Here is a 25,729-nt window from a genome sequence, read left to right as displayed (position 1 = left end):
AGTTTGCTAGCGATCACGTTAGCTTCTTCCTGAAGCATGGGCTGAAAAGAAATCGCCCTTCGTTTTTGGCCTGTTTCGTGTAAAACAGGCCAAAAACGAAGGGCGATTGTAAGAAAATCAACTACTGGTTAATCCTCTATCTTCTGGAATTTGTTCTTGAAGAAATAGTACACCGGAATGCCAATGCCCACTAAGATCAAACCAGGCCAAGAGTAGGCAGGCTTATAAATCAAAAGAATGATACAGATAAACGAGGCCATAGCAATGTACAAGGCCGGTAGCACCGGGTACCCAATGGCTTTGTACGGTCTTGGCGCATCTGGCATGGTGCGGCGCAAAATAAAGATACCGGCAATGGTCAGGATGTAGAACAGAAGCACTGCAAAAATCACGTAGTCCAGCAAATCGCCGTACTTTCCAGAGAGGCACAGGATGCTGGCCCAAACACACTGGAAGGTCAAGGCCACGCCCGGCACGCTGTTCTTGTTCAGGCGGGCCATGTTGGTGAAGAACAAGCCATCCTTCGCCATGGCGTAGTACACGCGCGGCGCCGATAGAATCACACCGTTGTTACAGCCAAACGTAGAAATCATAATCAAAACGGCAATGGCAATGGTAGCGGTTGAGCCTCCAATGACTTCGGCCACGGCAGTGGCTACCCGGTCATTGCTGGCGAACTGAATGCCACGGGCCATCACATCCGCGCCGGCCTTGTAGCCTTCCAAGGGAAGAATAGTCAAGTACACCACGTTGATGAGAATGTAGAGCACCGTCACAATGGCGGTACCAATGGCCATGCTCAAGACAATGGTGCGCTTGGGGTTCACAATCTCATCGCCAGAGAAGCCAATGTTGTTCCAGGCGTCTGAAGAGAAGAGCGAACCGATCATGGCCGTCCCGATGCCCACCATCAAAGCCCATCCGTGCAAGGGCGCCCTAAACGGCGTACCCGAAACCGGCTCAGTGGTTACCGTCTGGGCATTCCACATGTCGGTGAAGTTGAGTTCAATGACCTCGGCGTTGGTGCCCAGCAGTAAGCCAAACCCGATCAGAGCGAACAGGGCGATGATTTTAGTACTCCCGAAGATGTTCTGGATAAACTTGCCATTCTTGACACCCTGCTGGTTGATGAGCGTAAGCAGGATAATGGAGCCAATGGCCAGCAACTGCACCGTCGTGAACTTCAGGAAGCCTAGATCCAATAGGATGTTGTCCTCTGAGATGACCGGGAACAGCACGCCGGTAAAACGCGCAAATGCCACGGCCACCGCCGCAATGGTTCCGCTCTGGATTACCAGAAACAGCGTCCAGCCATACAAGAACGCCACCATGGGCCCATAAGATTCGCGGAGGTAGACATACTGGCCCCCGGCTCTGGGCATGAGGCTGGTCAGCTCGCCGTAGCTGAGCGCGCCCGCCAGGGTCATCAACCCCGTGAGGCCCCAAACCAGAAGCAAGTAGCCGGCACTCCCCACGGAGCGGGCAATATCTGCGCTCACAATGAAAATACCGGAGCCAATCATAGAACCCGCCACCAACATGACGGCATCAAACAGCTTTATTTCGCGCTTAAACCCTGTAGAAGTTTCAGACATACACCCTTTGGGAATGAAGAATGATTAATGACCAATGATTAATAAAATATTGAATAATGAGTAATGACCAATGATTAATCAATAGTTGACAATTAGCAATCAACAATCATGGCAAAATTCATCACTCGCGACTAGTTAGACCTTTCTTGGCGGCAGGTCAAAGGCCACGGCGTTGTGCTCAAAATGGCCTTTGTGGGCGCCGTCGCAGAAGGGTTTATTGCTAGACAGGCCGCAGCGGCAGAAAGACACTACTTCGCGGCCCTGCAGGTTATACTCGTTGCCTTGCGCGTCTACTACTATAAAATCGCCCTCTACTTTTAGAGAGCCGTTGCTGTTCACGGTAATTTTTGTTTTCATGCTGTTTTGGAAAAAATAGGGCTAAAACGAGGCAAAGGTGGAATGAGTAAAAGGTAATTACCCAGCCTGCGGCGCTCAAAGAGACTTTGCCTCGTTTCAAAGATAGTCTTTTTGGGCAAAGTGCCTGCGTCTATCCCATTTTCCTTTTCGGCTGACTTTAAAATGAGAAGACAATAATGGTCTGTTTTTTGCGATAACTACGTATAGTACATCTACTTAAAATTTGGACCTATGAAAGCATGTGCGTTACAGATTGAACGACTAAAGGTAATCTCTGACCAACTGGAACAGCTACAGGTAGAGGAACAGGCAAACGCCCAGCAACTGGCCTCTTATTTGGCAGACGCCCGCATTTACCTGCATGAGATTTCCATGCGCTGCAAGACCAAGTACCTCAAACTGGTAGAAACCACCTCGCAACAATTAGAACAGTTGCGCAGCGACGGCTTGGTGTTAGAAAGTGCAGAGGGCATTGAACAGGCTTCACAGACCATCAAGGAGTTTCTGGGCCAGACAGAACTGGTTACTTCTGCGCCACAAGAAGAGTAGTAATTCCATTGCCCTACCTAATGCCAAAATAAATCCTACCCGTGACCGAAGCCGGCTTTTCAACTTCTGCGCACTTCCTTGCGTAAGGGTACTAAAAATTATTGCGTCTTTTACGGACTCTAATAACAAGTATCCTTACTATGAAAAAATCAATCATAACGCCTGCCTTGTCTGCTATTCTAGCCTTGGGCTTCATGAGTTCTTGCGTATCTACCAAAAAGTACGAGGCCGCCTTGGCAGAGAACCGCTCACTGGTAGTATTGCAGGATGAATTGAACCGCCAGAAACTAGAACTGGAAAGCGAGCGCGCTAAACTACGCGAAGACCGTGACCGCCTTACCCAAGAAAAAGAGGACTTAGCCAAAGAGAAAGCCTCTACAGAAGCTTCGCTGCGCACCAACCTCAGCAATAAAAGCGAACAAGTCAACCAACTCACCACAGATTTGCAAGCCCGCGAAGCCCGCCTGAAAGAGATGGAACGCATCCTGGCAGAAAAGGACCGTGCGGTGAACGCCCTGCGCAAAACCGTTGGTGACGCCCTGCTAGGTTTCAAAGCCTCTGACCTGACCATTGACGTACGCAACGGCAAGGTGTACGTGTCTCTATCCAACCAATTGCTGTTTAAATCTGGCTCTACCAAAGTAGACGCCAAGGGACAAGAAGCCCTAAAAAAACTGGCCAGTGTGTTGCAGAACCAGCCAGATGTGAACGTGGTGGTAGAAGGCCATACGGATGATGTTCCCATCGCCAAAGGTACCGCCGGCATGCAAGACAACTGGGACCTGAGCGTGATGCGCGCCACAGAAATTACCCGCATTCTCACGGACGCCGGTGTTGCCCCGCAGCGCGTGACGCCATCGGGCCGTTCTAAATACGTGCCGGTAGACCCAGGAACTTCGGCAGACGCCCGCCAAAAGAACCGCCGCACCGAGATCATCCTCACTCCTAAGCTAGACGAACTCTTTCAGATTCTGGAGCAGAACTAAGCAACACCAAGCTTGTGATCTTGAGTTGAAACAATTGAGAAATACTAAAACAGGCCCGTGTCAGTTTATCTGACGCGGGCCTGTTCGTTTTTGGCCTGTTTTCAGGGAAATAGACCAGAAACGCATAGTAATGGATTGTTTCTCTGTTCTATCTACTTTTTTTCTTTTGTCATCCTGAAAGAATCTTGGTGGCGAACTAGATTGGCGTTTAATAATAAGTTCTTACAGCTTGCCCACAAGATCCTTTCAGGATGACAGAAAGGTACATGACAATTGCCTCCAGGATGGACTCTGTTTGCAGATTCTATTAATCACTGGTCAATAATTATTATACTTTACTCTCCAGTCACTAATCCTTGGCTAGCTTTTTGCGGAGGTGGTTTTTAGAAATCTGTATATTTGAGATGCACAACAGTCCCCATTCTATGAAAAACCCGATGATGACTTGGAAAACCTTTGGCTTGGCAATGGCCTTTACAGGTGTCACCCAATTGACCGCCCTCGCACAGGAAGTGAAGTCAGAAACCAGTCAGGAAGTAAAGAAAGAAGCCGGTCAGGAATCAGCCGCCGAGCAGGAATTGAAGCAGTTCAAAGAATGGATGCGTGTGCAGAAAGACAAGGTAGCCACCACCTCGCGCGCCGAGTGGCCCAGTATCAAAAGTGATTTCGCTAGACAGGCAGACAAGATAGAGAGCAGCTTTCAAACGTTGTCAGAGAGCTCCAAGCGGGATTTTCTGGACTTGAAGGCCACGTTTCATGAGATGGAAAACCGGCCGTCCTATGATGAGATTCCGCTGGAGGCAGAAGAAGTGCGCCGCCGCGAAAAGGAGTTGTTGGGCAAGTTCAGCAACGTGCAAACCATCAAAGCCGTGCAGATGCGCGAAGCCTACATTTTCTTTCTGCAGAACGTGCGGGCCAAACGCCAAACATGGATTCCCCGGGACTGGGACTACGCCGAATACATCTTGCAGAATCTGGGCAAACGCAAAGCCGCCGTTGAAAACCAGCTGACCACTCTGGACGAGATCAAAATCAGGTCGTTGGTAGGGGAGTTCTACACCTGGCGTGGCGGCCAGGAGTTCAAGGAAAAGCAGAAAGCCAGAAACGCCACCAAACCCGCTCAAAAGAAATAATTCTAACCTCATAAAAGCAAAGCGCCCGTTTTTGGCCTGATTTCTAGAAATCAGGCCAAAAACGGGCGCTTTGCTGTAAACTAAGTCCTTCTTATTGAACTGAGTCTTTGCCCACGGTCACGTTCTTGGTGGTAGAAGATTTAGAAGTGTTGGTTTCGCCGCGCGTTTCAGAATTGCCCACGTTTTTCTGGGTTTTCTCTGTGGCCGCGGTGCCAGTGGTGTCATTGGGAACGGTGTTCACGGCATCTGCCTGGGCGCCGTCCATGTGTTCAGAGTCTTGGGTAGCCGTGGTGGTGGTACCACCCGTGTTAGAGTCGCAGGAAGTGGCTAAGAAGTTGGTAGTGCCTGCCAGGCAGAGTATTGCAAATAACTTTTTCATAGGGATATGGTTTAACGTGCAGTTTCAAGTTCTCTTAACTAAAGAAAGGCTTAAAAAGTTATGAAAGCCTTTTTACGGTGTTTGCGCAAGCCTAGCCTGTGGCGATTGATATAAAATTGAATAGCTTTACCGTTACGTAGAACGGGCGCGGCAAAAGGGATTGTCGGCTCTTACTTCTTGCTATTTCCATGACCTCTTTTCGTGTGATACTAGGTGCCTGCTTGTCTGCCTGGGTGGCGTTTGCCCCACCCGTGCAGGCCCAGGCCCCCAAGAAACCCAATGCTGCCGACATACGGCTGGCCCTTGAAAAACTGAACGTGCTGGGTAGTGTACTCTACCTAGCCGCGCACCCAGACGATGAAAACACCCGCCTAATTGCCTACCTGGCCAATGAGCGAAAACTGCGCGCCGGCTACCTGTCGCTCACGCGCGGGGACGGCGGACAAAACCTGATTGGCCACGAAATACGCGAAGAACTGGGCCTCATCAGGACGCAGGAACTGTTGCAGGCCCGCCGCCTGGATGGTGGAGAGCAGTTCTTTACCCGCGCCAACGACTTCGGGTTTTCTAAGAACCCGGCAGAAACGTTTACCATCTGGGACCGCGATCAGGTGCTGGCAGACGCCGTTTGGGTGATTAGAAAGTTCAGGCCAGATGTGATTGTGACGCGCTTCTCTCCGGAGCCCGGCAACACGCACGGACACCATACGGCCTCGGCTATGATTGCCCTGGAGGCCTTCACCGCCGCCGCAGACCCCAAACGCTTTCCGGAGCAATTGAAAACCGTAGAGCCATGGCAAGTGAAGCGCGTCTTTTGGAACACCTCCAGCTTTTTTGTAGCCCAGGGCCAGAAGTTTGACGACAGCAACAAGCTCAAGGTAGAGACCGGCGTGTACAATCCGCTGCTGGGCAAGTCTTACAATGAAGTGGCCGCTGAGAGTCGCAGCATGCATAAAAGCCAGGGCTTTGGCAGCAGCGGAAGCCGGGGAGAGGCCATTGAGTACTTTGAATTCCTGAAAGGCGAACCTGCCAAGACTGATTTGCTGGAAGGCGTGAACACTTCCTGGGCCCGCGTGAAAGGCGGCGAATCTGTTTCCAAACTTCTGCAAGACGCGCTTAAACAATACAACCCTGCCCAGCCGTCGGCCATAGTGCCCACCTTACTAAAAGCGAAAACGGCCTTGGACAAACTTCCGGCCAACCCCTATAAAGAAGTAAAGCAGCAGGAACTGGCCAACGTCATCAAAGCCTGTCTGGGATTGTACCTGGAGGCTTCAGCGAGAGACTACACCGCCGTGCCCGGCGACCAGGTAAGCGTGCAGGTAGAAGCCGTGAACCGTTCTTCCGTTCAGGTGACCTTGACCAAGGTGGAATACCTGTTCGGGCAGAAAGACACCACGGTGCAACAACCGCTAGCGATCAGTAAGCCCTGGATGGCCAGAACCAATGTCACTTTGCCCAACACCATGGCTTACTCTCAGCCTTACTGGTTGCAGACGCCAGGCACTACCGGCATGTTCAAAGTAGAAGACGCCGCGTTGATTGGCTTACCAGAAAACCCTGCCGCCGCGCAGGTAAAAATCCATTTGACGGTACAGGGCCTGCCCTTCGCGTTTACCGTGCCCGTGGTCTACAAGCGCACAGACCCCGTGGAAGGCGAACAGTACCGTCCGTTTGAAATCACGCCGCCAGTCTTCGCCAACCTCACAGAGAAGGTCTACGTCTTTGCCGATGCAACTTCTAAACCCGTGACCGTGAAAGTGCGCGCCGGGGACAATAATTTGGATGGTCAACTGACTTTAAGATTACCCCAGGGATGGAAAGCCAGCCCGGCCTCTTTCCCCGTGAAACTTAGCCAGAAAGGTGAAGAACAGCAGTTCACGTTCCAGGTGGTTCCGGGGGCATCCCAAACCGAAAGCATCATTGGCGCGGCCGTCACGGTGCAGGGCAAAACCTACACCCAAGGCCTCAAGACCATTGCCTACAACCACATTCCCACGCAGACCTTGTTCCCAGAGGCGGTTTCAAAAGCAGTCAAACTGGACCTGAAGCGCAATGGCCAGCGCATTGGCTATTTGATGGGCGCAGGAGACGAGGTGCCGGCCAGCTTGCAGCAGATAGGCTACAACGTAGACGTACTGCGCGTAGAGGATCTGTCTGCCGCCAACCTGCAAAAGTATGATGCGGTGGTGACGGGCGTCCGGGCCTACAATACCTTGGACCGTCTTCGGTTTCAGCAGCCGCAGTTGATGGAGTATGTGCGCCAAGGCGGAACTCTGGTTGTGCAGTACAACGTGAGCAACGGCCTGGTCACCGACAAACTGGGGCCTTACTCGCTCAAGCTTTCCTCAGACCGAGTGACCGTGGAGGACGCGCCGGTCAAGTTCCTGAAGCCCAACCATCCCGTTCTCAACACACCCAACAAAATCACCGAAAAGGATTTTGCCGGCTGGGTGCAGGAGCGCGGCTTGTATTTCCCGAGCCAGTGGGCGCCAGAATACGAAGCCATCATCTCCAGCAACGACCCGGGTGAGAGCCCCAAAGACAGCGGCTTATTGGTAGCCAAGTACGGCGAGGGGCACTTCGTCTACACCGGTTACTCCTTCTTTAGGGAATTACCGGCCGGTGTGCCCGGCGCATACCGCCTCTTTGTGAATATCTTGTCCTTGGGCAACTAATCCGTTTTTGGCCTGTTTTCCGGAAATCAGGCCAAAAACGAATGCATAGCAATCAACAATCAGCAACCAACAACCACCGCAAATGAACAAAGGAGATATTGACCCGCCGCCGTTCTTTAAAACCTGGAAAGGCATGTATTGGCTGGTGCTGGGCGTGTTGGCATTTTTGATTGTGTTGTTCTACCTGATGACGGAGGCTTACCAATGAGTTACCTGGATTGGGCCGTACTGGTAGGCACCATTGCGTTTATAGTGTTGTACGGCGTCTGGAAGACCCGCAAGACCAGCCACATGTCTACGTTCCTGAAGGCGGACAACACCGAGCGCTGGTGGATGATGGGCTTGTCCATCATGGCCACGCAGGCCAGCGCCATCACGTTTCTCTCCACGCCGGGTCAGGCGTTTGAGGACGGCATGCGGTTCATTCAATTCTACTTCGGATTGCCGCTGGCCATGGTGGTATTGTCGGCCACGGCCATTCCTATTTATTACCGCCTGAAAGTCTACACCGCCTATGAGTACCTGGAGGGCCGTTTTGACCTGAAGACGCGTTCTCTGGCCGCCTTTTTGTTTCTGTTGCAGCGCGGCCTTTCTACGGGCATTACCATTTATGCGCCGGCCATTATTTTATCGGCTATTCTGGGCTGGAACCTGACCTATACCATTCTGTTCATTGGTGTGGTGGTGACGTTCTACACGGTGGTGGGCGGCTCCAAAGCCGTGAGCCAAACCCAGCGTTTGCAGATGACGGTGATGCTGGGCGGCATGCTGGTAGCGGCCATTGTGGTGGTGCGGCTGTTGCCGGCACAGGTGGGCTTCTCTGATGCCTTGGTGGTGGCCGGTAAGCTGGGAAAGATGAACCTGGTGGACCTGAGCTTTAACCCCAATGACCGCTATAACCTCTGGTCGGGTCTGATAGGCGGGTTCTTCTTAGCGCTCTCGTACTTCGGGACAGACCAGTCACAAGTGGGCCGGTACCTGGGCGGCGAAACCATCGCACAGAGCCGGTTGGGATTGCTCATGAACGGACTGGTGAAGGTGCCCATGCAGTTTCTGATTCTGATGGTGGGGGTGATGGTGTTTGTATTCTACCAGTTCTACCAGCCGCCTTTGTACTTCAACCAGCAGCAGGTGGATAAGGTAACGGCCTCGGCGCAGGCGGGTGAGTGGCAGAAACTGGAAACCGAAGGCACCGCCGCCTTCACCCAAAAGCGCGCAGCGGCCCTTGCCTTGGTAGCCGCCCACCAGGCAAATAATCCCGAAGGCGTGGAAAAAGCCGCCCTACAGGCCCAAGCCGCCGAGGAAAAGCGCAAGGCCCTCCGCAAAGAGGCGAATGCGTTGGTCAACCAGCAGAACGTGGGCGTGGAGGTGAAGGACACGGACTACGTGTTTCTCACGTTCGTGACGCAGCAGTTGCCCCAGGGTTTGATTGGCTTATTGCTGGCAGTGGTTTTGTGCGCGGCCATGTCCAGCACGGCCTCGGCGTTTAGTTCTTTGGCCTCCACCACGGTGGTAGACGTGTACAAGCGCTCTATTGTGAAGAACGCCTCAGAGGCGCATTACATGAGTGCGTCAAGGTGGCTGACCATTGGCTGGGGGGCGGTGTCCATTTTGTTTGCGTTGTTTGCCTCGCAGTTGGAGAACCTGATACAGGCGGTGAACATTCTGGGCTCGCTCTTTTACGGTACTATCTTGGGGGTCTTTCTGGCGGCCTTCTACTGCAAATCTCTGCGCGGGAATGCAGTGTTCTGGTCGGCGGTGCTTACGCAGGGGATCATCTTTACGCTGTACTATACCACGGAGATCGCTTATCTCTGGTATAACCTTATTGGCTGCGGTCTGGTGATTGGAATTGCCTATCTGCTGCAGCCGCTGCTGCCCAAACAGGAAACCTTGATAGGGGAATAAGCCTAACATTTATAAACTCTTTCTAAAAACGAAGCCCCGCCAGAACATCTGGCGGGGCTTCGTTTTTGGCTTGTTTTAGCCAAAAGAGGCCAAAACGTTATTTGTTTTTGATCTCGGCTAAGAGCTTCTCGTTCAAGGCCACGTAGTCAGCGTTTTTGGCTTGCTTAGACATCTCCAAAGACTTCTCGGCAGTGGCTCTGGCGCCTTTGTAGTCCTTCAACTTCACCTGCATTTTGGCCTGGTAGTGCATGTTGTAGAACAATGGGTTGGTGGCGTTGGCCTTCTGCATCCAGGCCAGGGCCTGCTTCAGGTCCTTGTTGTTGTCTGCGTAGTAGTTGGCCGCGGCGGCGTACATGGCGGGCTTCACATCGGTGCCGTTGATGACTTTCTCCTGGATTTGGGCCATCACTTTGGAGTCCACGTCTGTGGTGATTTTTACCGGTACCAGCGTCTTGTCCCACATGATCTGCAGGGTGGCGCCGTTGTTGGTAATGTCATTGAAGCCAATGGTGAAGGTCTCTACTTTGTCATCCAGTTCTTTGGCGTTCACTTTAAAACGTACCAAGTCCTCTTCTTGTTTGTAGTCAGGGCCACCATCTCCCCAGTGTTTTAGGTTTTTGTGGATCACTACAGTCCATTCTTTTTCACCCGGAATAGTGTACAAGGCGTATTGTCCGGCTGGTACCTTGTTGCCTTCCAGCATTACTTCCTCAGAGAAGGTGATTTTGGTTGAGGCGTTGGCGCCTGTTCTCCAAAGTTTGCCATACGGAGCAAGATCCCCAAACACCTTGCGGCCTTTCATGCTGGGTCTAGAATACTCCACGGTCACTTCGCCTAAGCCCACTGTTTGTTTCACGGTGGCGGCTGGGCTGGCGGCCGGCATTTTAATCTGGGCAGAGACTTCTGTGCCCATCAAGATCATGGCCAAGGCGCAAACCAAGGCATAGGTAAATTGAATCTGTTTTTTCATATGTCTTATAAGTGAAGTAATTGGTCCTGTAATATTAGGCAAAATGGCTAGAAAAGACTAGGTCATGTGCTATCAAGCTAAAGGAAGAGAAAAGTGTCGCTTAGCTAAACATAACCTAAAGATTACGGTTAAATAGAATTTTAGTAAGAAAAATATATGAAAAAATTAAACCCTGCTTTATATCTATATACGTACATGTGATATGATGAATAAAAGCACTGCCAAGGAGCAAGACTTTTATTGATGTATAGAGATGAGCTAGCGATCATCTCTCTTGTGATCATTTGATTTGAAAATAAATTACCAACTCTAACAAATGTATATGAAAAGACTTTTGCTCATTTTACTTGTCTTCATCAACATGCTAAGTTTTAGCGCCATGGCGCAGGACAGAACCATCTCGGGCAGGGTAACCTCCTCGGCAGACGGTTCGGCTCTTCCGGGTGTGAGTGTGGTGGTGAAAGGTACTACCAATGGTACCAGTACAGACGCAGACGGCCGGTATACCTTGAGTGTATCCGGTACTCCGGTTTTGGTGTTCAGTTACCTGGGTTTCAACACCAGAGAAGTAACCGCTGGTAGTGGATCTAACCTAGACGTTACCTTAGCTGAGGGCTCCAGAAGTTTAAATGAAGTGGTGGTGATTGGTTATGGTACGCAGGAGCGCCGCGAGGTGACGGGAGCTACTACCCAAGTAACCGCCGCCGCTATTGAGAACGTACCCGTAGCTGGCGTAGACCAAGCTTTGCAAGGCCGTGCCGCGGGGGTGCAAATTTCGCAGAACTCTGGTACACCTGGGGGCGGGGTAACCGTGCGCGTACGTGGCTCCAGTTCCATCTCTGCCAGTAACCAACCATTGTATGTGATTGACGGCGTGCCTATGACCACGGGTGACTATTCTCAGTTGGATTTTGGGGGTCAGTCCATCAATGCGCTCTCAGATTTAAGCCCCTCAGACATTGAGTCTATGGACATCTTGAAGGATGCTTCTGCAGCAGCCATCTACGGTTCAAGAGCGGCCAATGGGGTTATCTTGATTACTACCAAACGCGGTAAGGCCAATAAAACCACCATTAACCTGAATGCCTACACTGGTATCCAGAACATGTGGAAGAAGCCTAGCTATTTGAATGCAGCAGATTACTTACAAGTAATGCGCGAAGCCTTTATCAATGACGGTTACCTGGGAGAAGATGACCCTTGGACCGCTACAGATTTCGGCAATTTCTATTACGGTGGGTTTGACTTTGATCCAGAAGGTGTGGATACTGACTGGATGGATCAAGTAACCGTGAAGGATGCCCGCATTAGTAATTATGAACTTTCTGCCAGCGGTGGGGATGCCAAAACCCGGTACTATGTGTCTGGTAATTACTTTGACCAGAAAGGTATTATCATAGGCAGTGGATATGAAAGGTACAGCGGCCGTTTAAATTTGGATCACTCTTACAGTGACAAGCTTTCTTTTTCTGCTGGGGTACAGTTAAGCCTTTCTGAGAACCAACGCATTGTCAGTGACAACACGGTTATTGGGCCGTTTGCCAACTCTTTGGCGGCTTCGCCGGTGTTCCCGGTGTATTATGAAGATGGCACATATACATACCCAAACTACTTTTATACCAACCCGGTGGCAGAAGGTAGGGAGAATGACAATGAGAGCAAGAACTTACGCGCTATAGGAAACATCTCAGCCAGATACACCATCCTTCCCAAACTGAACCTGAATTTGAAAGCGGGAGCAGACGTATTGAACCTCTCTGAGCGTAGCTATACTGGTGATAACTTTCCGGGTAGCGTAGGGATTGCCACCCAGGGTTCTGCCACTAAAACCACTACATTGGTGAGTAAGCGCTTGCTAGAAGCCACGGCAGATTACCGCTGGGACTTTGGCACCAACAGTTATGTGAATTTACTGGCAGGTACTTCTGCAGAGGAGAATGACATAGACAGAACCTTTGTAACAGGTCAAGGCTTCCCAAGTGAGAGGTTCCGCTACCTAAGCAGTGCTACAAGTGTAAACAGCGGGTCCAACTCCATTACCCCGTATGCATTGCTGTCTTACTTTGGTAGAGCCAACTTCAATATCTCAGACAGATACTTGCTGGGCTTAAACTTTAGAGCAGACGGTTCAACCCGTTTTGGTGAGAACAACCGGTATGGTTACTTCCCATCTGTGTCTGTAGGTTGGAGGGTCTTAGAAGAAAGCTTTATGCCTGAGGTGGCAGCTCTCAGTGAGTTGAAACTACGCGCCAGCTACGGTATTACAGGTAACCAGGAAATTGGTGATTTTACCTTCCTTGGTTTATTTGGCGCTGGTGGTTATGCCAACAGACCGGGTATTGCCTTTTCTCAAATAGAAAACCCAGACTTGAAATGGGAAGAAACCAAGCAGTTTAACATTGGTGCTGACTTAGGCTTGTTCAGCAATAGAGTCAACCTTGCCATAGACTATTACATTAAGACCACAGATGATTTGTTGTATAACCGACCTATTCCTACCCAAAATGGTCTGAGAAGCTATTCTTCTAACATTGGGAGTGTAGAAAATAAAGGTCTTGAGTTTACATTAAGCACCGTCAACTTCACTTCAGACAACAAGGGCTTTACCTGGAACACAGACTTTAATCTGTCATTTAACCGCAACAAAGTATTGGAGTTGTACCAAGGACAGGACATTTTCTACGGGTTTGGCGGGAACTCCTTAGTGCTGCGCGAAGGTGAACCAATTGGTACTTTCTATGGCTTTAAAACCAATGGTATTTTCTCCACCACCCAACAAGTGATTGATGCCGGCCGGTACGTAGATGCCAATGGAGATGATAACATTGATACGCAAGCTGGTGATGTAAACTTTGTTGACATCAATGAAGATGGTGAAATCACAGATGATGACTTAACCATCTTGGGGAATGCCCAGCCTGATTTTGTAGGAGGTTTAACCAACACCTTTAGTTACAAAGGGCTTGACCTCACTGCTTTCTTCCAGTTCTCTGTGGGCAATGACATTGCTAACCCAGCAATGCAGTACCAGCAGCACTTAGGCGCGTATGATGACAACATGCGTGACATTGTGCTGGACCGGTGGAAGAAAGAAGGAGATGTGACCAACACGCCACGTGCCACCTACTTAGATGAGAACGGCAACAACCGTAGCAACCAGGATAGATTCATCTATGATGGTTCTTACGCCCGCCTAAAGAACCTAATGCTGGGCTACACCTTGCCGGGTACCTTAACGCAAAGAGCAAAAATACGCAGCGTCCGTATTTTTGCTCAGGCTCAAAACTTGATAACCTTTACAGACTATCCAGGCTTTGACCCAGAAGTGAACTTTGCTGGTACTTCTAACACCACCATAGGGGTAGACTTTTACACCTTTCCGCAATCAAGAACCTTCACGTTTGGTGTTAACATCGGACTTTAATTTTCAGACATGAAAAAGAGACTTTATATACTTTTTATAAGTGCAGGTTTGAGCGTATTCTCTTCCTGCCAAGATGTGCTGGACGTAGAGCCTACCTCCAGCATAGAGTTTGAGGGCGCCATCACAGATGCCAGGTCAGCAGACAGAGCCTTGCAGGGGGTATACAGCGCCTTTCAAGCAGGTGATTATTATGGGTTGTCTTACCTGTATTACCAAGATCTGTATGCAGACAACCTGACGTTTACAGGTACTTTTACCACCCACAGAGAAGTAGCCAATCGTAATATTAATCCTACCAACCTGCAGATTGCTAATACGTGGGCTACCATCTACACAGCCATTGGTAGAGCCAACCTGGTGATACAAGAAGTAGGGGCTTTGGCCAATATTGAGCAGGAGGAAAAGGATAGAATTGTGGGCGAAGCTCATTTCTTGAGAGGCCTTGCTTATTTTGATCTGGTGAAAGTTTTTGGCGGCGTACCCATTGTCACCAAGCCTACCGTTGATGTAGCTGGTGTGCAAAGCCAAGGCAGAAGTACAGAGGCTGAAGTGTACACCCAGATAATCACTGATTTGACTACGGCAGAAACCAAACTGGTGGGAGATGATGACGATGTTTTCAGCGCCTCAGGATGGGCCGCTACCGCGCTCTTGGCTAGAGTATACCTGCAGCAAGGCAACTATGCCCAAGCCCGTGACAAGGCATCAGAGGTTATTGACAATGGCCCCTTTAGTTTAGAAGAAAACTTTGGCGACGTCTTTAACGGCTCTGGGACAGACAATGCGTCTAGTGAGTCTATTTTTGAGTTGGCCTTTAACGAGGATGACCAAAACGCCTTGGCTAGCTCTTCAAACCCAGCAGTACCCGGCCAAAAATTCTACGTTTCTGCAGGACTCTTTAACCTGCTCTCCAGTGATGGAGGTGAAAGGTTTGCAGAGACTACCGTTCAACAAGGCACGCGCAGAAGAGTGATTAAGTATGATGACGTGGTAAATGGCAGTGACAATGTGGTTATCCTGCGTTTAGCTGAAATGTACTTGATTAGGGCTGAAGCCAACGCTCGGTTAGGGGCTGCTGGTGCTCCACCATCCCTTCAAGTGATCAGTGACATCAACGAGATTCGTAACAGAGCGGGTCTGGGAAGTGTGGTTCCTACTTCTAACGCAGCCGCCTTGACAGAAATCTTATTACAGCGCCGTTTGGAGTTTGCGTTTGAAGGGCTCAGGTTCATGGACTTAAAACGTTTTGGCCAGACCTGTGCAGTTTTGAATTTCTGCCCAGCTACCGCCACTGCGCCAGATAACACCTTCCGTAATCTTTGGCCATTGCCATTCCAACAATTTGAGACCAATCCTAACCTAGGAGCCCAAAACCCGGGCTATTAATCAATGGATTGTCATAGACAAAAAAAGAGGAGGCTTTTAGCCTCCTCTTTTTTTGTCAGTTTGTTTTCAACGTATGCACTTGAATGCCTAATGTAACTTCATTTTGTGCCTATTGCTTTTTCAGTAAGCGCCATGCTTGCTGTAAGTTACTGGAGGCAGGCTTTACAGCATAAGGGTTGGCTTTTATTAAGGTATTCAAATGCTTCAGCCGTTCTGAGGTGAGCGGATGCGAGCTAACTAAGGTAGGCACTTCTGAGGAAGAAGGAGCGGCCTTTTGCAGGCGTTCAAACAGCCTTTGCATGCCTTTGGGGTCTAGTTTATTCGCCTTTAACAAGAAAAATCCTTGAGTATCTGCCTCTTGCTCCAAACTCCGGCTATAGTGGAGGGCATTGAGTTTGTCGGCGTTTTCTAGAATAAGGCCAGACAAACCCGCCACGTCATTTAGCAAGAGGGATAAGAAGACATACGTAGACAATTGACGAGCCATGGAACGTAACGTGTGGCGCTCTTGCACGTGTGCGTACTCATGTCCCAGCAAGGCCGCCAACTCTTCTGGCGTTTGCAATTGGTCCAGTAATCCGGTGAAGATGACCATGTGGCCACCAGGCAAGGCAAACGCATTCACGGTCTTGTCCTGCACCACCGTGATGGCCAACGGGTACTCAGATGTGATGGAAAGCTGTTTTAAGAACCGTTGGGCATGCTGGGTCCTGACGGTGTCAACTTCTTCCTTGTCAACCAGCTGGGCGTAAATCTTTTCGCCTAAAGTGATTTCTGTAGCCACCGGCATCTGCCTGGATAAAAAGTCAGCAGCGGCGGGTAACAGCCAAAAATAACAGGCGGCTAAACCCGCCAAGAACAGCAAAGCCAGCGCATAAAGCCCCGGCCTATGACCTTTGGGAACGGGTTGAGCGTTTCGGTGGAAGATGGCCTCTGGGTACGCGTTTTTGATGGCCTCGGCAAAATCTGGGGAAACCACCTCTAGGGACTGGGCCGGGAAATCTCCATACCTGAGCACAGTTTTGGCCCCATCTCTATAGGCGTTGGGTTTGATGAGGGAGGCTTCCCAAAACAAAGGAGAAGGCGCGTCCTCTTCGCCCGTCAAGGGAGAAAAGGACAGCGCCAAGCCCTGTGGTTGCAAATGAACGTCTACGGTTTTCCCTTGCGAGGAACGACCGTCATAATAGGTGCCTGTATAAGAAGTCATGGAGAACGCTTGCTTATACCCAGCCTATGTCCAGCATTTCTGACATGTCTTCCATCACGGCGTCTTTGTACTCGTCTTCGGTCTGCACCAAGTTGTCTGGGTCAAAGTCACCCATGATGTCTGTGTTGTTGATGATGAACTTAAGCGTCCTGATGGTAGCCCAAGGAGAGCCCAACCCTAAGGTGAACAGCACTATGAACAGATTGCCCATGAGTAACCTGAAGTAGCCAAAACCTGTCACGGTAGAATCAAGGTTAATGTACTTGCCGTTCTGCTCAATCATCATGTTGTTGAGGTAGAAGATGTGCAAGTCACGCATGTACCAGAACAGGTAGATGCCCAGGGTCATAAAAGTTAGAATGGTGCCTTTCAGGTGCAGGATGAAAAGCTCGGCGCCGGTGCCTCTAAAATGAAACTGCACATTGCCCATTCTCAGGTTCTGCACAATGTATTGGCGCAGGTTCACTTCAAGCCAGGCACGGTACAATCCAAAGGTGATGATGGTCAAGAAAACATCCCGGTAAAACAACAAGGAAAGTTCTTTCAAGCTTCCGCGGTAGCCAAAGTGGATCCCTCTCCAAGACGTACGAGACATGCGGTAGCGCATACGGCCATGAATGGCCATTGGCACCAATAAGAAGATAGCCACCGCATAGACCAGCATGGTATAGGTCAGCCATTCTGGATTTTCTGTGATGGTCGCGTAGAGAATGGAGCCATAAAAGATTGCTATTAGGGCAATCACTTTGATATAGCCCAAGAACATTTCCTTGCCCGTGCCATGAAACGCGAAGGAACTGCCAGCGAGCTTGGTTTTGGCATACGTGTAGCGCAAGACGTTGGCCTTGGCCCAAGGGTAGTACAAGCCGAGTGTTAGCGCAGTCAGGACCCAGTTGGCTAGCTGAATCTCAAATAATTGGGAGCCTTTGCCTTTGAACTCCAGGTCAATGTTTTTTTCTGAAGGGTAATAGTTTGCCATAGATGACAGATAGGGTTTAGGTTGGTTAGGTTAGTTGCGTATGGGAACTTACTCAGAATAGAAAAATTAACCAAGCCCCATCAAGACATCATGGCGTTTTTGGCCTGTTTTCCATAAAACAACCCAAAAACGAAGCACACCTTAAGGTAGGAGCAAGGAGCTGTCGCCGTAGCTCAAGAAGCGGTAGTTGTTGGCCAGAGCGTGCCGGTACACCTTCTGCCAAGACGGCCCAATCATGGCCGCTACCAACAAGAGCAACGTACTGTTTGGCTGATGAAAATTGGTGATAATGCCGTTGCAAAGCTTGAACTGGTAGCCCGGGGCAATGAGAATGCGCGTAGTGGCCTGCAAATGCGACAAGCCCTGCTGGTTCAGATAAGTCAAGATGCTTTCCAGTGCCTCCTGCACTGACAGCGACGTGCGTTGGTCATATGGCAGCCATTGGGGCACTAAGAGTTGATCATCTTCTGTTGGCAAAGAACCCATAGACAGCCCAACGCCCAACCAATATAAACTCTCTAAAGTACGCATAGAGGTAGTGCCCACCGGAATGATAGGCTGGCCCAAGTGCCGGAGCAACTGCTCCACCGTCTCGCGGCTAACTGATAGCTGTTCTGGGTGCATGTAATGGTGCTCCATTACCTCAGACTTGACCGGCTTGAACGTGCCGGCACCCACGTGCAAAGTGACAAACGCCGCCTGGTGTTTCTTCTGGTTCAGTTGCTCCAGCACACGCGGTGTGAAATGCAGACCGGCGGTGGGGGCAGCCACGGCGCCCGCGGCATCAGCGTAGATGGTTTGGTAGCGGTTCTGGTCCTCTGGCGCGGCGTCTCGGTTCATGTAGGGCGGCAAAGGCAAGAGACCGGCAATTTCCAGAACCTCAGCAAAAGTGCGCTCTGCCGGCGTCCAAGAGAACCGAATGGCATAGCCTTCCTCGGCGGGGGCCAGGCGCTCAGCAAATAGAATCCCGTCTTCTGGATTGGGACCCAAGGGCATTTCTAGGCGGCCTTCGCGCCAGCGCTTGTTGTTGCCCACCAGACATTTCCAGACAACAGACTGGGTTTGTTGCATGGCTTGCTGTACTTCCCGGATGGGTTCTAAAGGCTCCAGGCAGAAGAGCTCTATAATGCCACCCGTGACCTTCTGGAAACGAAGCCGTGCCTGCACCACTTTGGTGTTGTTGAACACTAAGAGAGAATGCGGCGGCAGGGCGTTGGCCAAGTCTGTGAAGTGCGCATCTGCCATGCGGCCCTGCTGGTACACCAAAAGACGCGACTGGTCCCGTACCTCTAAGGGAAACTGGGCAATACGCTCCTCAGGAAGGTCATAGGTATAATCAGCGATGGAAATCTGCCGGGGATGGGATGCACTCATGAAATATAAATACGATTGGTACTAAAAATAAAGAAGGTAAAGGTAGCTGCCGGGAGGTTAGTTTTTAGGGAAGATTAAGGGAGCCTCGGCTTCTTCCTGCTCCAGGTCGCTCAACTCCAGTTCCAAGGCTTTGACAGAAATCTGGATTTCCCAGAGGGAGATGGCCATGGAGATCATCAATAGCACCAAGCTCATCCCGAAGATGATTTCGCCTACCATCTGCCAGCCTTTGTACAGACTGAACATGCACAACACGCAGGAGAACATACTGCCAATGCCCACCGCCTGCATGTTTCTAATGAGGATCAGGCGCTTGCGCAGGTTCTGTATCTGACCAAACACCAACTGGCTATGTGAGGTCTGGTATCTGTGCTTTAAATCCCGGATGAGCTTAGCCAACGACATAAACCGATTGGTAAATGCCAAAAGTAATAAAGAGAGCGCCGGAAAGAGCAGGGCAGGCGTGGTTAAGGTGATTTCCATGGCAAAACGCTGGAAAGAATCAATTAAGCTAAATCGTCCTCGTCACCGCCGGGTTGTATTTCAAGGTCATGGGCCAGCTCCAGGGCTTCTTCCAAGACCTCATCTGTCTCTTCTTTAGACGAAGACTCCAGCGTGCGCTCAAACAGAGCCAGCACATGTTCGGCCTCGGCGTTCACATACAAGTCTGTGTAGAGTTCTTCAAACAGGTGGCCTTTCTTCTGGATGCGCTTGTCAATCTCATGCACACTGGCGGCCTCCAAGGCATCCTGCAACAAATCACGCACCTCAGAACTGTCCTCATCGCCGCCCAGATCGGTGAGCAATTGCAACAAGGTAATGCCAATGCCCAACCGCAAGCGCTCAAAACTGAAACTCACCAGCTCCTGGCTTAGTTTGCCCGGGCGCGCCTGTTGCAAAGCGTCTTCCAGCTCTTGGTACAAGGGAGAGATTCTTTGTTGCAAAGAGGCTGTCTCTTCAGAGAAAACCTGAGAAAGTAACTGTTGGTAAATGGAGGCGCTCATGGGCAAGAATGCTTTAAAAACAGCAAGTTAGCAAAAGATGTCCTTCACTACTTGCTGTGGCCTTTGTTTTTGGCCTGATTTCCAGAAAACAGGCCAAAAACAGCCTTGCCGCCGCCAAAGGAAGAAGCGCATTGTTGTTAAATATAAGACATGCCTGTAAGCCAAAAAGAAAAACTTCTTTTATAAATATAGCAAGACATATATGTAATTAAGCAGAAGTTGATTATATTACTAGACCTACCAACTGGTACTGCCTTACAAGCTAAAATTGTCCTTACTCATGCAGTTGCGTCATTTCCTGACTTTATGCTTTCTTGTGGCAAGTCCGCTGCTGTTTGCCCAACAGGTAGAGGTGGAGGAGTTCAAGTTCCCGAAGCATAGGAACTCTGTGAAAATCCCATTTAAGCTGGTGCATAACCTAATCGTTATTCCAGTAAACATTAATAGCTCTAAACCCCTCAATTACATTGTAGATACAGGCGTGGAAACAACGCTTATTACAGAGCTAGGGCGACGGGACTCAATAGAGTTAAATAATGTAAGACCCCTTGATTTAAGAGGTTTTGGAAAGGGGGTAGGTATAAAGGCATTAAGCACCTCTGGCAATCGGATCCATTTTTCTGGTATAGAGGCAAGAGGCCAGCAGATGTTGGTGCTCATGGAGAACATCTTCAATCTATCTACCCGTCTTGGCATAGAAGTTCATGGAATTATTGGATATACGCTGTTCAAGAATTTTATAGTAGAGATTGACTATGAACAAAAGGTGTTAATCCTTTATAAAAAAGGCAAATATCCCCAGAGACGCCTTAAGAAATCCAGCTGTATCCCTCTTACAATTGAAGATTCTAAACCTTACGTGGAAGCGGTAATAAGTTCTGAAGATGGTGCCAAACACCCAATAAGGCTGGTAATAGACAGTGGGTTAAGCACAACCATGCTTTTATATTTGCCCACAATCCCAACCATGCAATTACCCAAAAACCACATTGAAGCTTTCCTAGGTCGCGGGTTAAATGGCGAAATCCATGGGCAAATAGGCAGAATTGAAACTCTACAGTTAGGAGATTATGTGCTAAATAGGCCACCGGTCTCTTTTCCCGATTCCGTTTTTATTCAACACGCACTTAACCTTAAAAACCGAAACGGGAATCTAGGGGCAGACATTTTACAACGGTTTAGAGTGGTTTTTGATTACCAGAACGGGCAGATGTTCTTGAAGCGTAATCATAAATATAGCGCGCCATTTTATTTCAATCTAAGCGGCCTTGAGATTGTGACCCCCATTCCTGGGCTTAAATTCTATACCATCTCAGATGTGTTGGCCAACTCTCCAGGTCAAAGAGCGGGTATTCTAAAAGGGGATGCCTTGTTAAATATTGATGGAGTTAATTGTTCTACTAAAACACTAGAGGAAATCTTACACTTATTTCAAAGCAAGCCTGGTCGCAAACTTAAGGTAGAAGTGAAACGAAATGGAGCCACCGTTAAAACTACTTTGCGATTAAGTGACGTTATATAAAGCCTTCTTCGCTTTTGGCCTGTAATCTGGAAAACAGGCCAAAAACGAAGGATAATTTATGGTTGTAAGAAGCCGTAGATAGAAGAAAAATCCTGGTCTGCATAGCCATCTTGTTTGGCTTGGGCATACAGTTCTTTCACGGTTTGCAAAGCGGGCAAGGCCACGCCCTGTTCATAGGCCGTCACGCTGGCCAGATGCAGGTCCTTGTGCATCCATTCTAAAGGAAACTCCGGGGAGAAGTCTTTGGTGTGCAGCTTCTGTTCTTTGAGCTTGAGGAACGGGGCTGCGGCAGGTCCGCCTAATATGGTTTGGCAGAGCATTTCTTCTGAGATACCTAGTGACGTGCCCAACCGCAAGGCTTCGGCAAAGCCCGCCATGATAGTACCCATGAGCATGTTCACGGTCATTTTCATGCTGGCTCCCTGACTGTGACCGCCTACATGGGTAACGTCTTTGCCCATCACGTCCAGCAAAGGCCTGATCTCTTCCACGTCACGCACCTCACCGCCAACCAAGAAAATCAGCTGACCGTTTTGGGCGGGCAGCAAGGATCCGGATACCGGCGCGTCTACAAACCGATGGCCCATCTTTAAAGCCACCTGTGCCATGCGCGCCGTGAACGAAGGATTGACGGTGCTGCAGTCCACCCACAAGGAGTTACCGGGAAGCGCTTTCAAAAAACCGTCTGGGCCAATGGCTACTTCCTCTACCGCCTCTGGCGTGGAGAGCATGGTCAACACCAAGCGGCATTGCTGGCCTACTTCTTCTGGAGACTTTGCCAGATGCGCGCCTTGGGCTACCAGTTCGTCTGCCTTGTTGGCGGTGCGGTTGTAGACGACCAACTCGTGGCCGGCTTTCTGCAGGTTGGCAGCCATGCGGCTCCCCATAATGCCCAATCCTATAAATCCTATCTTCATAAAAATACGCGCTTAGTTGCTAGGATGAAGGTACGGATAAACCAATGACAAGGGCAAAAGAGAAGGCAGCCCGTTTTGGGCTTGTTTTCCAGAAAAGAGCCTAAAAACGATCTAGGCGTCCTTGAATTCGAAGCAAAAGGTGGTGCCCTGGCCCAGTTTGGACTGAACGTGCAGAGTGATGTGGTGGAAACTGGCGATGGTCTGCACAATGGGCAGGCCAAGGCCGTGGCTCTCGCCGTCTGGCGCGTGAAACCGCTTGAACCTGCTGAAGATAAAAGGCAGCTGCTCTTCGGCTATGCCCACGCCGGTGTCAGTGACGCACAGTGAGTAACCCTCTGGTTTGGACTCGCCCCGAAGGATGATGGTGCCGCCCGGTTTGTTGTATTTGATGGCGTTGTTGACCACGTTGAAGAGCATGGTGAACAGCAAGGACTGGTTGGCCTGAGGAATGACGTAGTCTGTGGGCACATGCACCTCCAGAGTGACTTCGCGCACCTCGGCGCGCTCCGTGATTTCCTCACATACTTCGCGTACCAAGGCTTCCAGGCTGACGCTTTCGTCCTTCAGGTACTGCTCATTCTCAATGCGGGAGATCAGCAGCAAGGCCTGGATAATGCCTTTAAGCCGATGCAGCGTGCGCAGGTTGTCTACCAGTTTCTCCAGGAGCGTTTCGGGGGTGTCTGAGTCTGAGAGCAGGTTTTCCAGTCGGTTCTGCATGATGGAGATGGGCGTGAGCAGCTCATGCGACACGTTGCCAATAAACTCCTTCTCCTTCTGGAACGCTTCCTGTATCTGACCCATCATGTCATTGATGGTGTTGTTGAGGTACAGAAAATCATCAGTAGAGGTGTTGAGGCCGTGCGGCTTGAACGTGGTAGGATGCTCCACGCGCTGCAGGCGGCGCACAATCAAGGTGAGCGGTTTAAGAAGCACTTTGTTGTAGGCCAGATCCACGAAGACCGTAATCAAGACTACTGCCACCAGGAAAAAGAGGGCGTAGGTCTGCAGGGTCTGGCTGTTTTCGCCAATGGTCTCAGTGCTGCGGCCAATCTCCAGCAGGTAGCGCTTGTCACCCAGGTCAAAGGTGCTAGACAGCAGGCGGTATTCCACAATATCTCCCTCCACTTTGCGCAGGGCGGTGGCAATGCCGTTGTTGACATTGTCACTAGAGATTTCCTCCAGAGAGACAAATTCCTCCTTAAGCAGGTTGTAACTACCGTAGCTGGTGGTGCCTTCGGGGATGTAGGTTTCAATGCCCTGGTCTTCAATAAGCTGGTAGACAATGGCCTCTTTCTGCTGTAGCCGCACGTCTGCATTGTGCAAGGCCACTTTGTTCACCAACGTAGGCAGCGCCGCAATCAACACCAACAGGATGACCACCTTAGAGGCCGCACTGAACAAGGCTAGTTTTGATTGAAGACGCATGGGTTAATGTGCTAACTAATTTGAAGATGTGGAGATGTGAAGATTTGAAAATGGCTTTTTAAAAGTGTTGTTTTTGGCTTGTTTTGGCGAAAATAAGGTAAAAACGGATTAAGCGGTGAGAATCTTTATTAAGCTATCTGGCTTGTTGGTGATAACACCAACAAGGGCAGCCTTACTCAAGATGCATCATCATTGAAGTAAAATGGAAAAATCATTTCCAAATCTTCACATCTCTAAATTAATTAACACATTAACTAAGCCGTCAGACGGTAGCCAACGCCGCGCACGGTTTCTAACCAGTCAGTAGGGGCGTGGGTGGAGAGTTTCTTGCGCAGGTTCTTGATGTGCACATCTATGTAGTTGGAGTCATAGTCATCCTCCAGAATATTGCCCCAGATGTGCTCTGTGAGTTGCAGTCTGGTCAAGATGCGGTTTCTATGCAGCACTAGGTAATGCAACAGGTCAAACTCCTTTTTGGTGAGTAGAATCTCCTGGTCTTGGTAAGTAACCTTGCGCGAACTGGTATCCAACTCAAACCCTTGAAATGCGACCACTGACGTCTTGAGTTTGAACTTGCGGCGTACCACGGCTTGCATACGTGCCTGCAGCTCTAATAGGGAAAACGGTTTGGGAAGGTAGTCATCGGCGCCTAGGCCCAGGCCTTTTATCCGGTCTTCTAAGGCGCCCCGGGCCGTAAGCACAATCACTGACGGGTCATGGTCCAGCAGCTTGGTTTCGGCCAGCAGGTCCAAGCCGTCATAATCAGGCAGGCCCAGGTCCAGCAGAATGAAATCATAGAGGTTGACGGCAATCTTCTCTGAGGCTTCGCGGCCACTAGACGCCCAGTCACAGGTATAGTGCTCTTTGGTGAGAAAGTGCACTAGCTCATTGGCCAGACCGGCTTCATCTTCTACAATCAATACGTGCATGGCAAGATATTTTTAGGCGAAGATAGCTTAAAACGTGTAGCTCAGGTTCATAGAGTAGAAAGACTGCGGCTTAGACTCATCGCCTTCTACCTTGTTCACCGGAACGGCATAACGGTAGGCCGGCTCAAACTCAAAATTACCCACGCTTACCACCAGCGGCACACGCACCGCGTAATTCAACACCCTGAAGCGCTTGGACACCGAAGTAGTAGTGGTGGTAGTGGTGCCGCCGCTCCCTTTATTGCCCCCCACGGGAATGATGGGATCCAGGACGGTGCCTTTCTTTTTGTTCTGAGTGACGGTGGTATGCGTTTCGGCGAAGTCCTGGGTACCGGCAATCACGCTCACTTTAGGATCTAGACCCACTGAGAATTTGCCTTTCCAGAGAGGATCCAACGCAATGTAGCGCGAGTTGTCCAAGACAGTAAAGATATCATTACTGCCGCCAAACACGTAGCTGGTGGTGAGGCCCGTGTACAGAATCTGCCAGTCATAGTTACCAGAAGCCGTAGCCGCGTTAGAGGTCACGGACTGAATCAAGGGCGTATTCTTGCCAAAGAAGAAGCGCGTGTAGCTCACAGACCCGTCAAAGCGCTCACCTAGCTTAAAATTGTAACCCACTGACAAATCTGTTTCATCAATGACGTCCTCGGTGTCAAACAATTGATAGGACATGGCAGACGCCCAAAGCCCGCTCTTATGGGTATAGGTAAGCGAACCAGCCACGTAAGGATATTGAATGGCGGTGTTACGTCCGTAAAAAGAGGCGTTGTTGGCGCTCTCCAGACCAATGGTCCACCAGCCGGTTTTAGTTTCTGCGGTTGCGGTGGCACCCTCAGAAGAAGCTGTAGAAGAGCCGTTTTTATCAGTTTGCGCGAAGGCCTTGGTGCCTAGGGCAAGAAGAAGACAGAATCCAATCAGGTTTTTCATCTGCATGGTATAGGTTTATGAGTTAAAAAGAAGTCGCCTCTACCAAAGGCAGAAGCGACGGGCACTTTTTGGGGGAT

22 protein-coding genes are annotated in these 25,729 nt (G+C 50.1%); 9 read left to right on the top strand and 13 right to left on the bottom strand.

Features of this window, described 5'->3' with window-relative positions; all coding sequences use genetic code 11:
* Positions 1 to 128: 128 nt before the first annotated feature.
* The gene (locus TH61_RS01440; RefSeq protein ID WP_066504922.1) at positions 129 to 1,595 is read right to left on the bottom strand and encodes an APC family permease; all 1,467 of its coding nucleotides are present in this window, start codon (positions 1,593 to 1,595) and stop codon (positions 129 to 131) included.
* 135 nt (positions 1,596 to 1,730) lie between these two features.
* The gene (locus TH61_RS01435; protein WP_066504919.1) at positions 1,731 to 1,952 is read right to left on the bottom strand and encodes a CDGSH iron-sulfur domain-containing protein; all 222 of its coding nucleotides are present in this window, start codon (positions 1,950 to 1,952) and stop codon (positions 1,731 to 1,733) included.
* A gap of 231 nt (positions 1,953 to 2,183) precedes the next feature.
* Here TH61_RS01435 and TH61_RS01430 point away from each other — a divergent pair, with 231 nt between their 5' ends.
* The 3 genes from TH61_RS01430 to TH61_RS01420 all read left to right on the top strand — a co-directional run bounded on the left by TH61_RS01430 (position 2,184) and on the right by TH61_RS01420 (position 4,620).
* Positions 2,184 to 2,501, top strand: coding sequence for a hypothetical protein (locus TH61_RS01430; protein WP_066504917.1), 318 nt, complete (start codon positions 2,184 to 2,186; stop codon positions 2,499 to 2,501).
* A gap of 140 nt (positions 2,502 to 2,641) precedes the next feature.
* The gene (locus tag TH61_RS01425) at positions 2,642 to 3,487 is read left to right on the top strand and encodes an OmpA family protein (protein WP_066504915.1); all 846 of its coding nucleotides are present in this window, start codon (positions 2,642 to 2,644) and stop codon (positions 3,485 to 3,487) included.
* A gap of 437 nt (positions 3,488 to 3,924) precedes the next feature.
* A complete protein-coding gene (locus TH61_RS01420; protein WP_157600478.1) occupies positions 3,925 to 4,620 on the top strand; it encodes a hypothetical protein in 696 nt (231 codons plus the stop codon).
* Positions 4,621 to 4,711: 91 nt separating this feature from the next.
* Here the strand turns inward: TH61_RS01420 and TH61_RS01415 are convergent, their stop codons facing one another.
* The gene (locus TH61_RS01415; protein ID WP_066504912.1) at positions 4,712 to 4,999 is read right to left on the bottom strand and encodes a hypothetical protein; all 288 of its coding nucleotides are present in this window, start codon (positions 4,997 to 4,999) and stop codon (positions 4,712 to 4,714) included.
* Between the two features lie 188 nt (positions 5,000 to 5,187).
* On the opposite strand from TH61_RS01415, the gene TH61_RS01410 reads away from it, so the two are divergent.
* The 3 genes from TH61_RS01410 to TH61_RS01405 all read left to right on the top strand — a co-directional run bounded on the left by TH61_RS01410 (position 5,188) and on the right by TH61_RS01405 (position 9,585).
* Positions 5,188 to 7,677 carry a PIG-L family deacetylase gene (locus tag TH61_RS01410; RefSeq protein ID WP_066504910.1) on the top strand — a complete coding sequence of 830 codons (2,490 nt, stop codon included), beginning with the start codon at positions 5,188 to 5,190 and terminating at the stop codon, positions 7,675 to 7,677.
* Positions 7,678 to 7,759: 82 nt separating this feature from the next.
* Positions 7,760 to 7,885, top strand: coding sequence for a hypothetical protein (locus tag TH61_RS18415; protein WP_255360000.1), 126 nt, complete (start codon positions 7,760 to 7,762; stop codon positions 7,883 to 7,885).
* Positions 7,882 to 9,585, top strand: coding sequence for a sodium:solute symporter (locus tag TH61_RS01405; protein ID WP_066504907.1), 1,704 nt, complete (start codon positions 7,882 to 7,884; stop codon positions 9,583 to 9,585). The genes TH61_RS18415 and TH61_RS01405 overlap by 4 nt, the downstream gene beginning before the upstream one ends.
* A 97-nt stretch (positions 9,586 to 9,682) precedes the next feature.
* Here the strand turns inward: TH61_RS01405 and TH61_RS01400 are convergent, their stop codons facing one another.
* Positions 9,683 to 10,555, bottom strand: a complete 873-nt coding sequence (locus TH61_RS01400) for a DUF2911 domain-containing protein (protein WP_066504904.1) — start codon at positions 10,553 to 10,555, stop codon at positions 9,683 to 9,685.
* A 322-nt stretch (positions 10,556 to 10,877) separates the two neighbouring features.
* Between TH61_RS01400 and TH61_RS01395 the strand changes: the two genes are divergently transcribed.
* Both TH61_RS01395 and TH61_RS01390 read left to right on the top strand, forming a co-directional pair.
* Positions 10,878 to 13,979 carry a TonB-dependent receptor gene (locus tag TH61_RS01395; protein WP_066504901.1) on the top strand — a complete coding sequence of 1,034 codons (3,102 nt, stop codon included), beginning with the start codon at positions 10,878 to 10,880 and terminating at the stop codon, positions 13,977 to 13,979.
* Between the two features lie 9 nt (positions 13,980 to 13,988).
* Entirely contained in the window at positions 13,989 to 15,365 is a 1,377-nt protein-coding gene (locus TH61_RS01390) for a RagB/SusD family nutrient uptake outer membrane protein (RefSeq protein ID WP_071887751.1), read from the top strand.
* A gap of 109 nt (positions 15,366 to 15,474) precedes the next feature.
* Here TH61_RS01390 and TH61_RS01385 read toward each other — a convergent pair whose 3' ends face one another.
* From TH61_RS01385 to TH61_RS01365, 5 genes are all read right to left on the bottom strand, one after another.
* Positions 15,475 to 16,572, bottom strand: coding sequence for a M48 family metallopeptidase (locus tag TH61_RS01385; protein WP_066504896.1), 1,098 nt, complete (start codon positions 16,570 to 16,572; stop codon positions 15,475 to 15,477).
* Between the two features lie 13 nt (positions 16,573 to 16,585).
* Positions 16,586 to 17,551, bottom strand: a complete 966-nt coding sequence (locus TH61_RS01380; RefSeq protein ID WP_066504894.1) for a YjgN family protein — start codon at positions 17,549 to 17,551, stop codon at positions 16,586 to 16,588.
* A 141-nt stretch (positions 17,552 to 17,692) separates the two neighbouring features.
* Positions 17,693 to 18,925: an S-adenosylmethionine:tRNA ribosyltransferase-isomerase gene (locus TH61_RS01375; RefSeq protein ID WP_066504891.1), complete on the bottom strand. Its 1,233-nt coding sequence runs from the start codon at positions 18,923 to 18,925 to the stop codon at positions 17,693 to 17,695.
* A 57-nt stretch (positions 18,926 to 18,982) separates the two neighbouring features.
* The gene (locus tag TH61_RS01370) at positions 18,983 to 19,408 is read right to left on the bottom strand and encodes a DUF2721 domain-containing protein (RefSeq protein ID WP_066504885.1); all 426 of its coding nucleotides are present in this window, start codon (positions 19,406 to 19,408) and stop codon (positions 18,983 to 18,985) included.
* 23 nt (positions 19,409 to 19,431) lie between these two features.
* Positions 19,432 to 19,929 (bottom strand): hypothetical protein, encoded by a 498-nt coding sequence (locus tag TH61_RS01365; protein WP_066504883.1) that lies wholly within the window; start codon positions 19,927 to 19,929, stop codon positions 19,432 to 19,434.
* 280 nt (positions 19,930 to 20,209) lie between these two features.
* Between TH61_RS01365 and TH61_RS01360 the strand changes: the two genes are divergently transcribed.
* Positions 20,210 to 21,451 (top strand): PDZ domain-containing protein, encoded by a 1,242-nt coding sequence (locus tag TH61_RS01360; RefSeq protein WP_066504879.1) that lies wholly within the window; start codon positions 20,210 to 20,212, stop codon positions 21,449 to 21,451.
* A 56-nt stretch (positions 21,452 to 21,507) separates the two neighbouring features.
* Here the strand turns inward: TH61_RS01360 and TH61_RS01355 are convergent, their stop codons facing one another.
* From TH61_RS01355 to TH61_RS01340, 4 genes are all read right to left on the bottom strand, one after another.
* Positions 21,508 to 22,368 (bottom strand): NAD(P)-dependent oxidoreductase, encoded by an 861-nt coding sequence (locus TH61_RS01355; RefSeq protein ID WP_066504876.1) that lies wholly within the window; start codon positions 22,366 to 22,368, stop codon positions 21,508 to 21,510.
* 111 nt (positions 22,369 to 22,479) lie between these two features.
* The gene (locus TH61_RS01350; RefSeq protein ID WP_066504874.1) at positions 22,480 to 23,793 is read right to left on the bottom strand and encodes a HAMP domain-containing sensor histidine kinase; all 1,314 of its coding nucleotides are present in this window, start codon (positions 23,791 to 23,793) and stop codon (positions 22,480 to 22,482) included.
* Positions 23,794 to 24,047: 254 nt separating this feature from the next.
* Entirely contained in the window at positions 24,048 to 24,722 is a 675-nt protein-coding gene (locus tag TH61_RS01345) for a response regulator transcription factor (protein ID WP_066504872.1), read from the bottom strand.
* A 27-nt stretch (positions 24,723 to 24,749) separates the two neighbouring features.
* Positions 24,750 to 25,658, bottom strand: a complete 909-nt coding sequence (locus TH61_RS01340) for a hypothetical protein (protein ID WP_066504869.1) — start codon at positions 25,656 to 25,658, stop codon at positions 24,750 to 24,752.
* Between the last annotated feature and the right edge of the window lie 71 nt (positions 25,659 to 25,729).

This window comes from Rufibacter sp. DG15C (genome assembly GCF_001577755.1).
Lineage (GTDB): Bacteria > Bacteroidota > Bacteroidia > Cytophagales > Hymenobacteraceae > Nibribacter.
The sequence above is the reverse complement of the archived record's forward strand: the minus strand, read 5'-3'. Positions and strand labels throughout refer to the sequence as shown.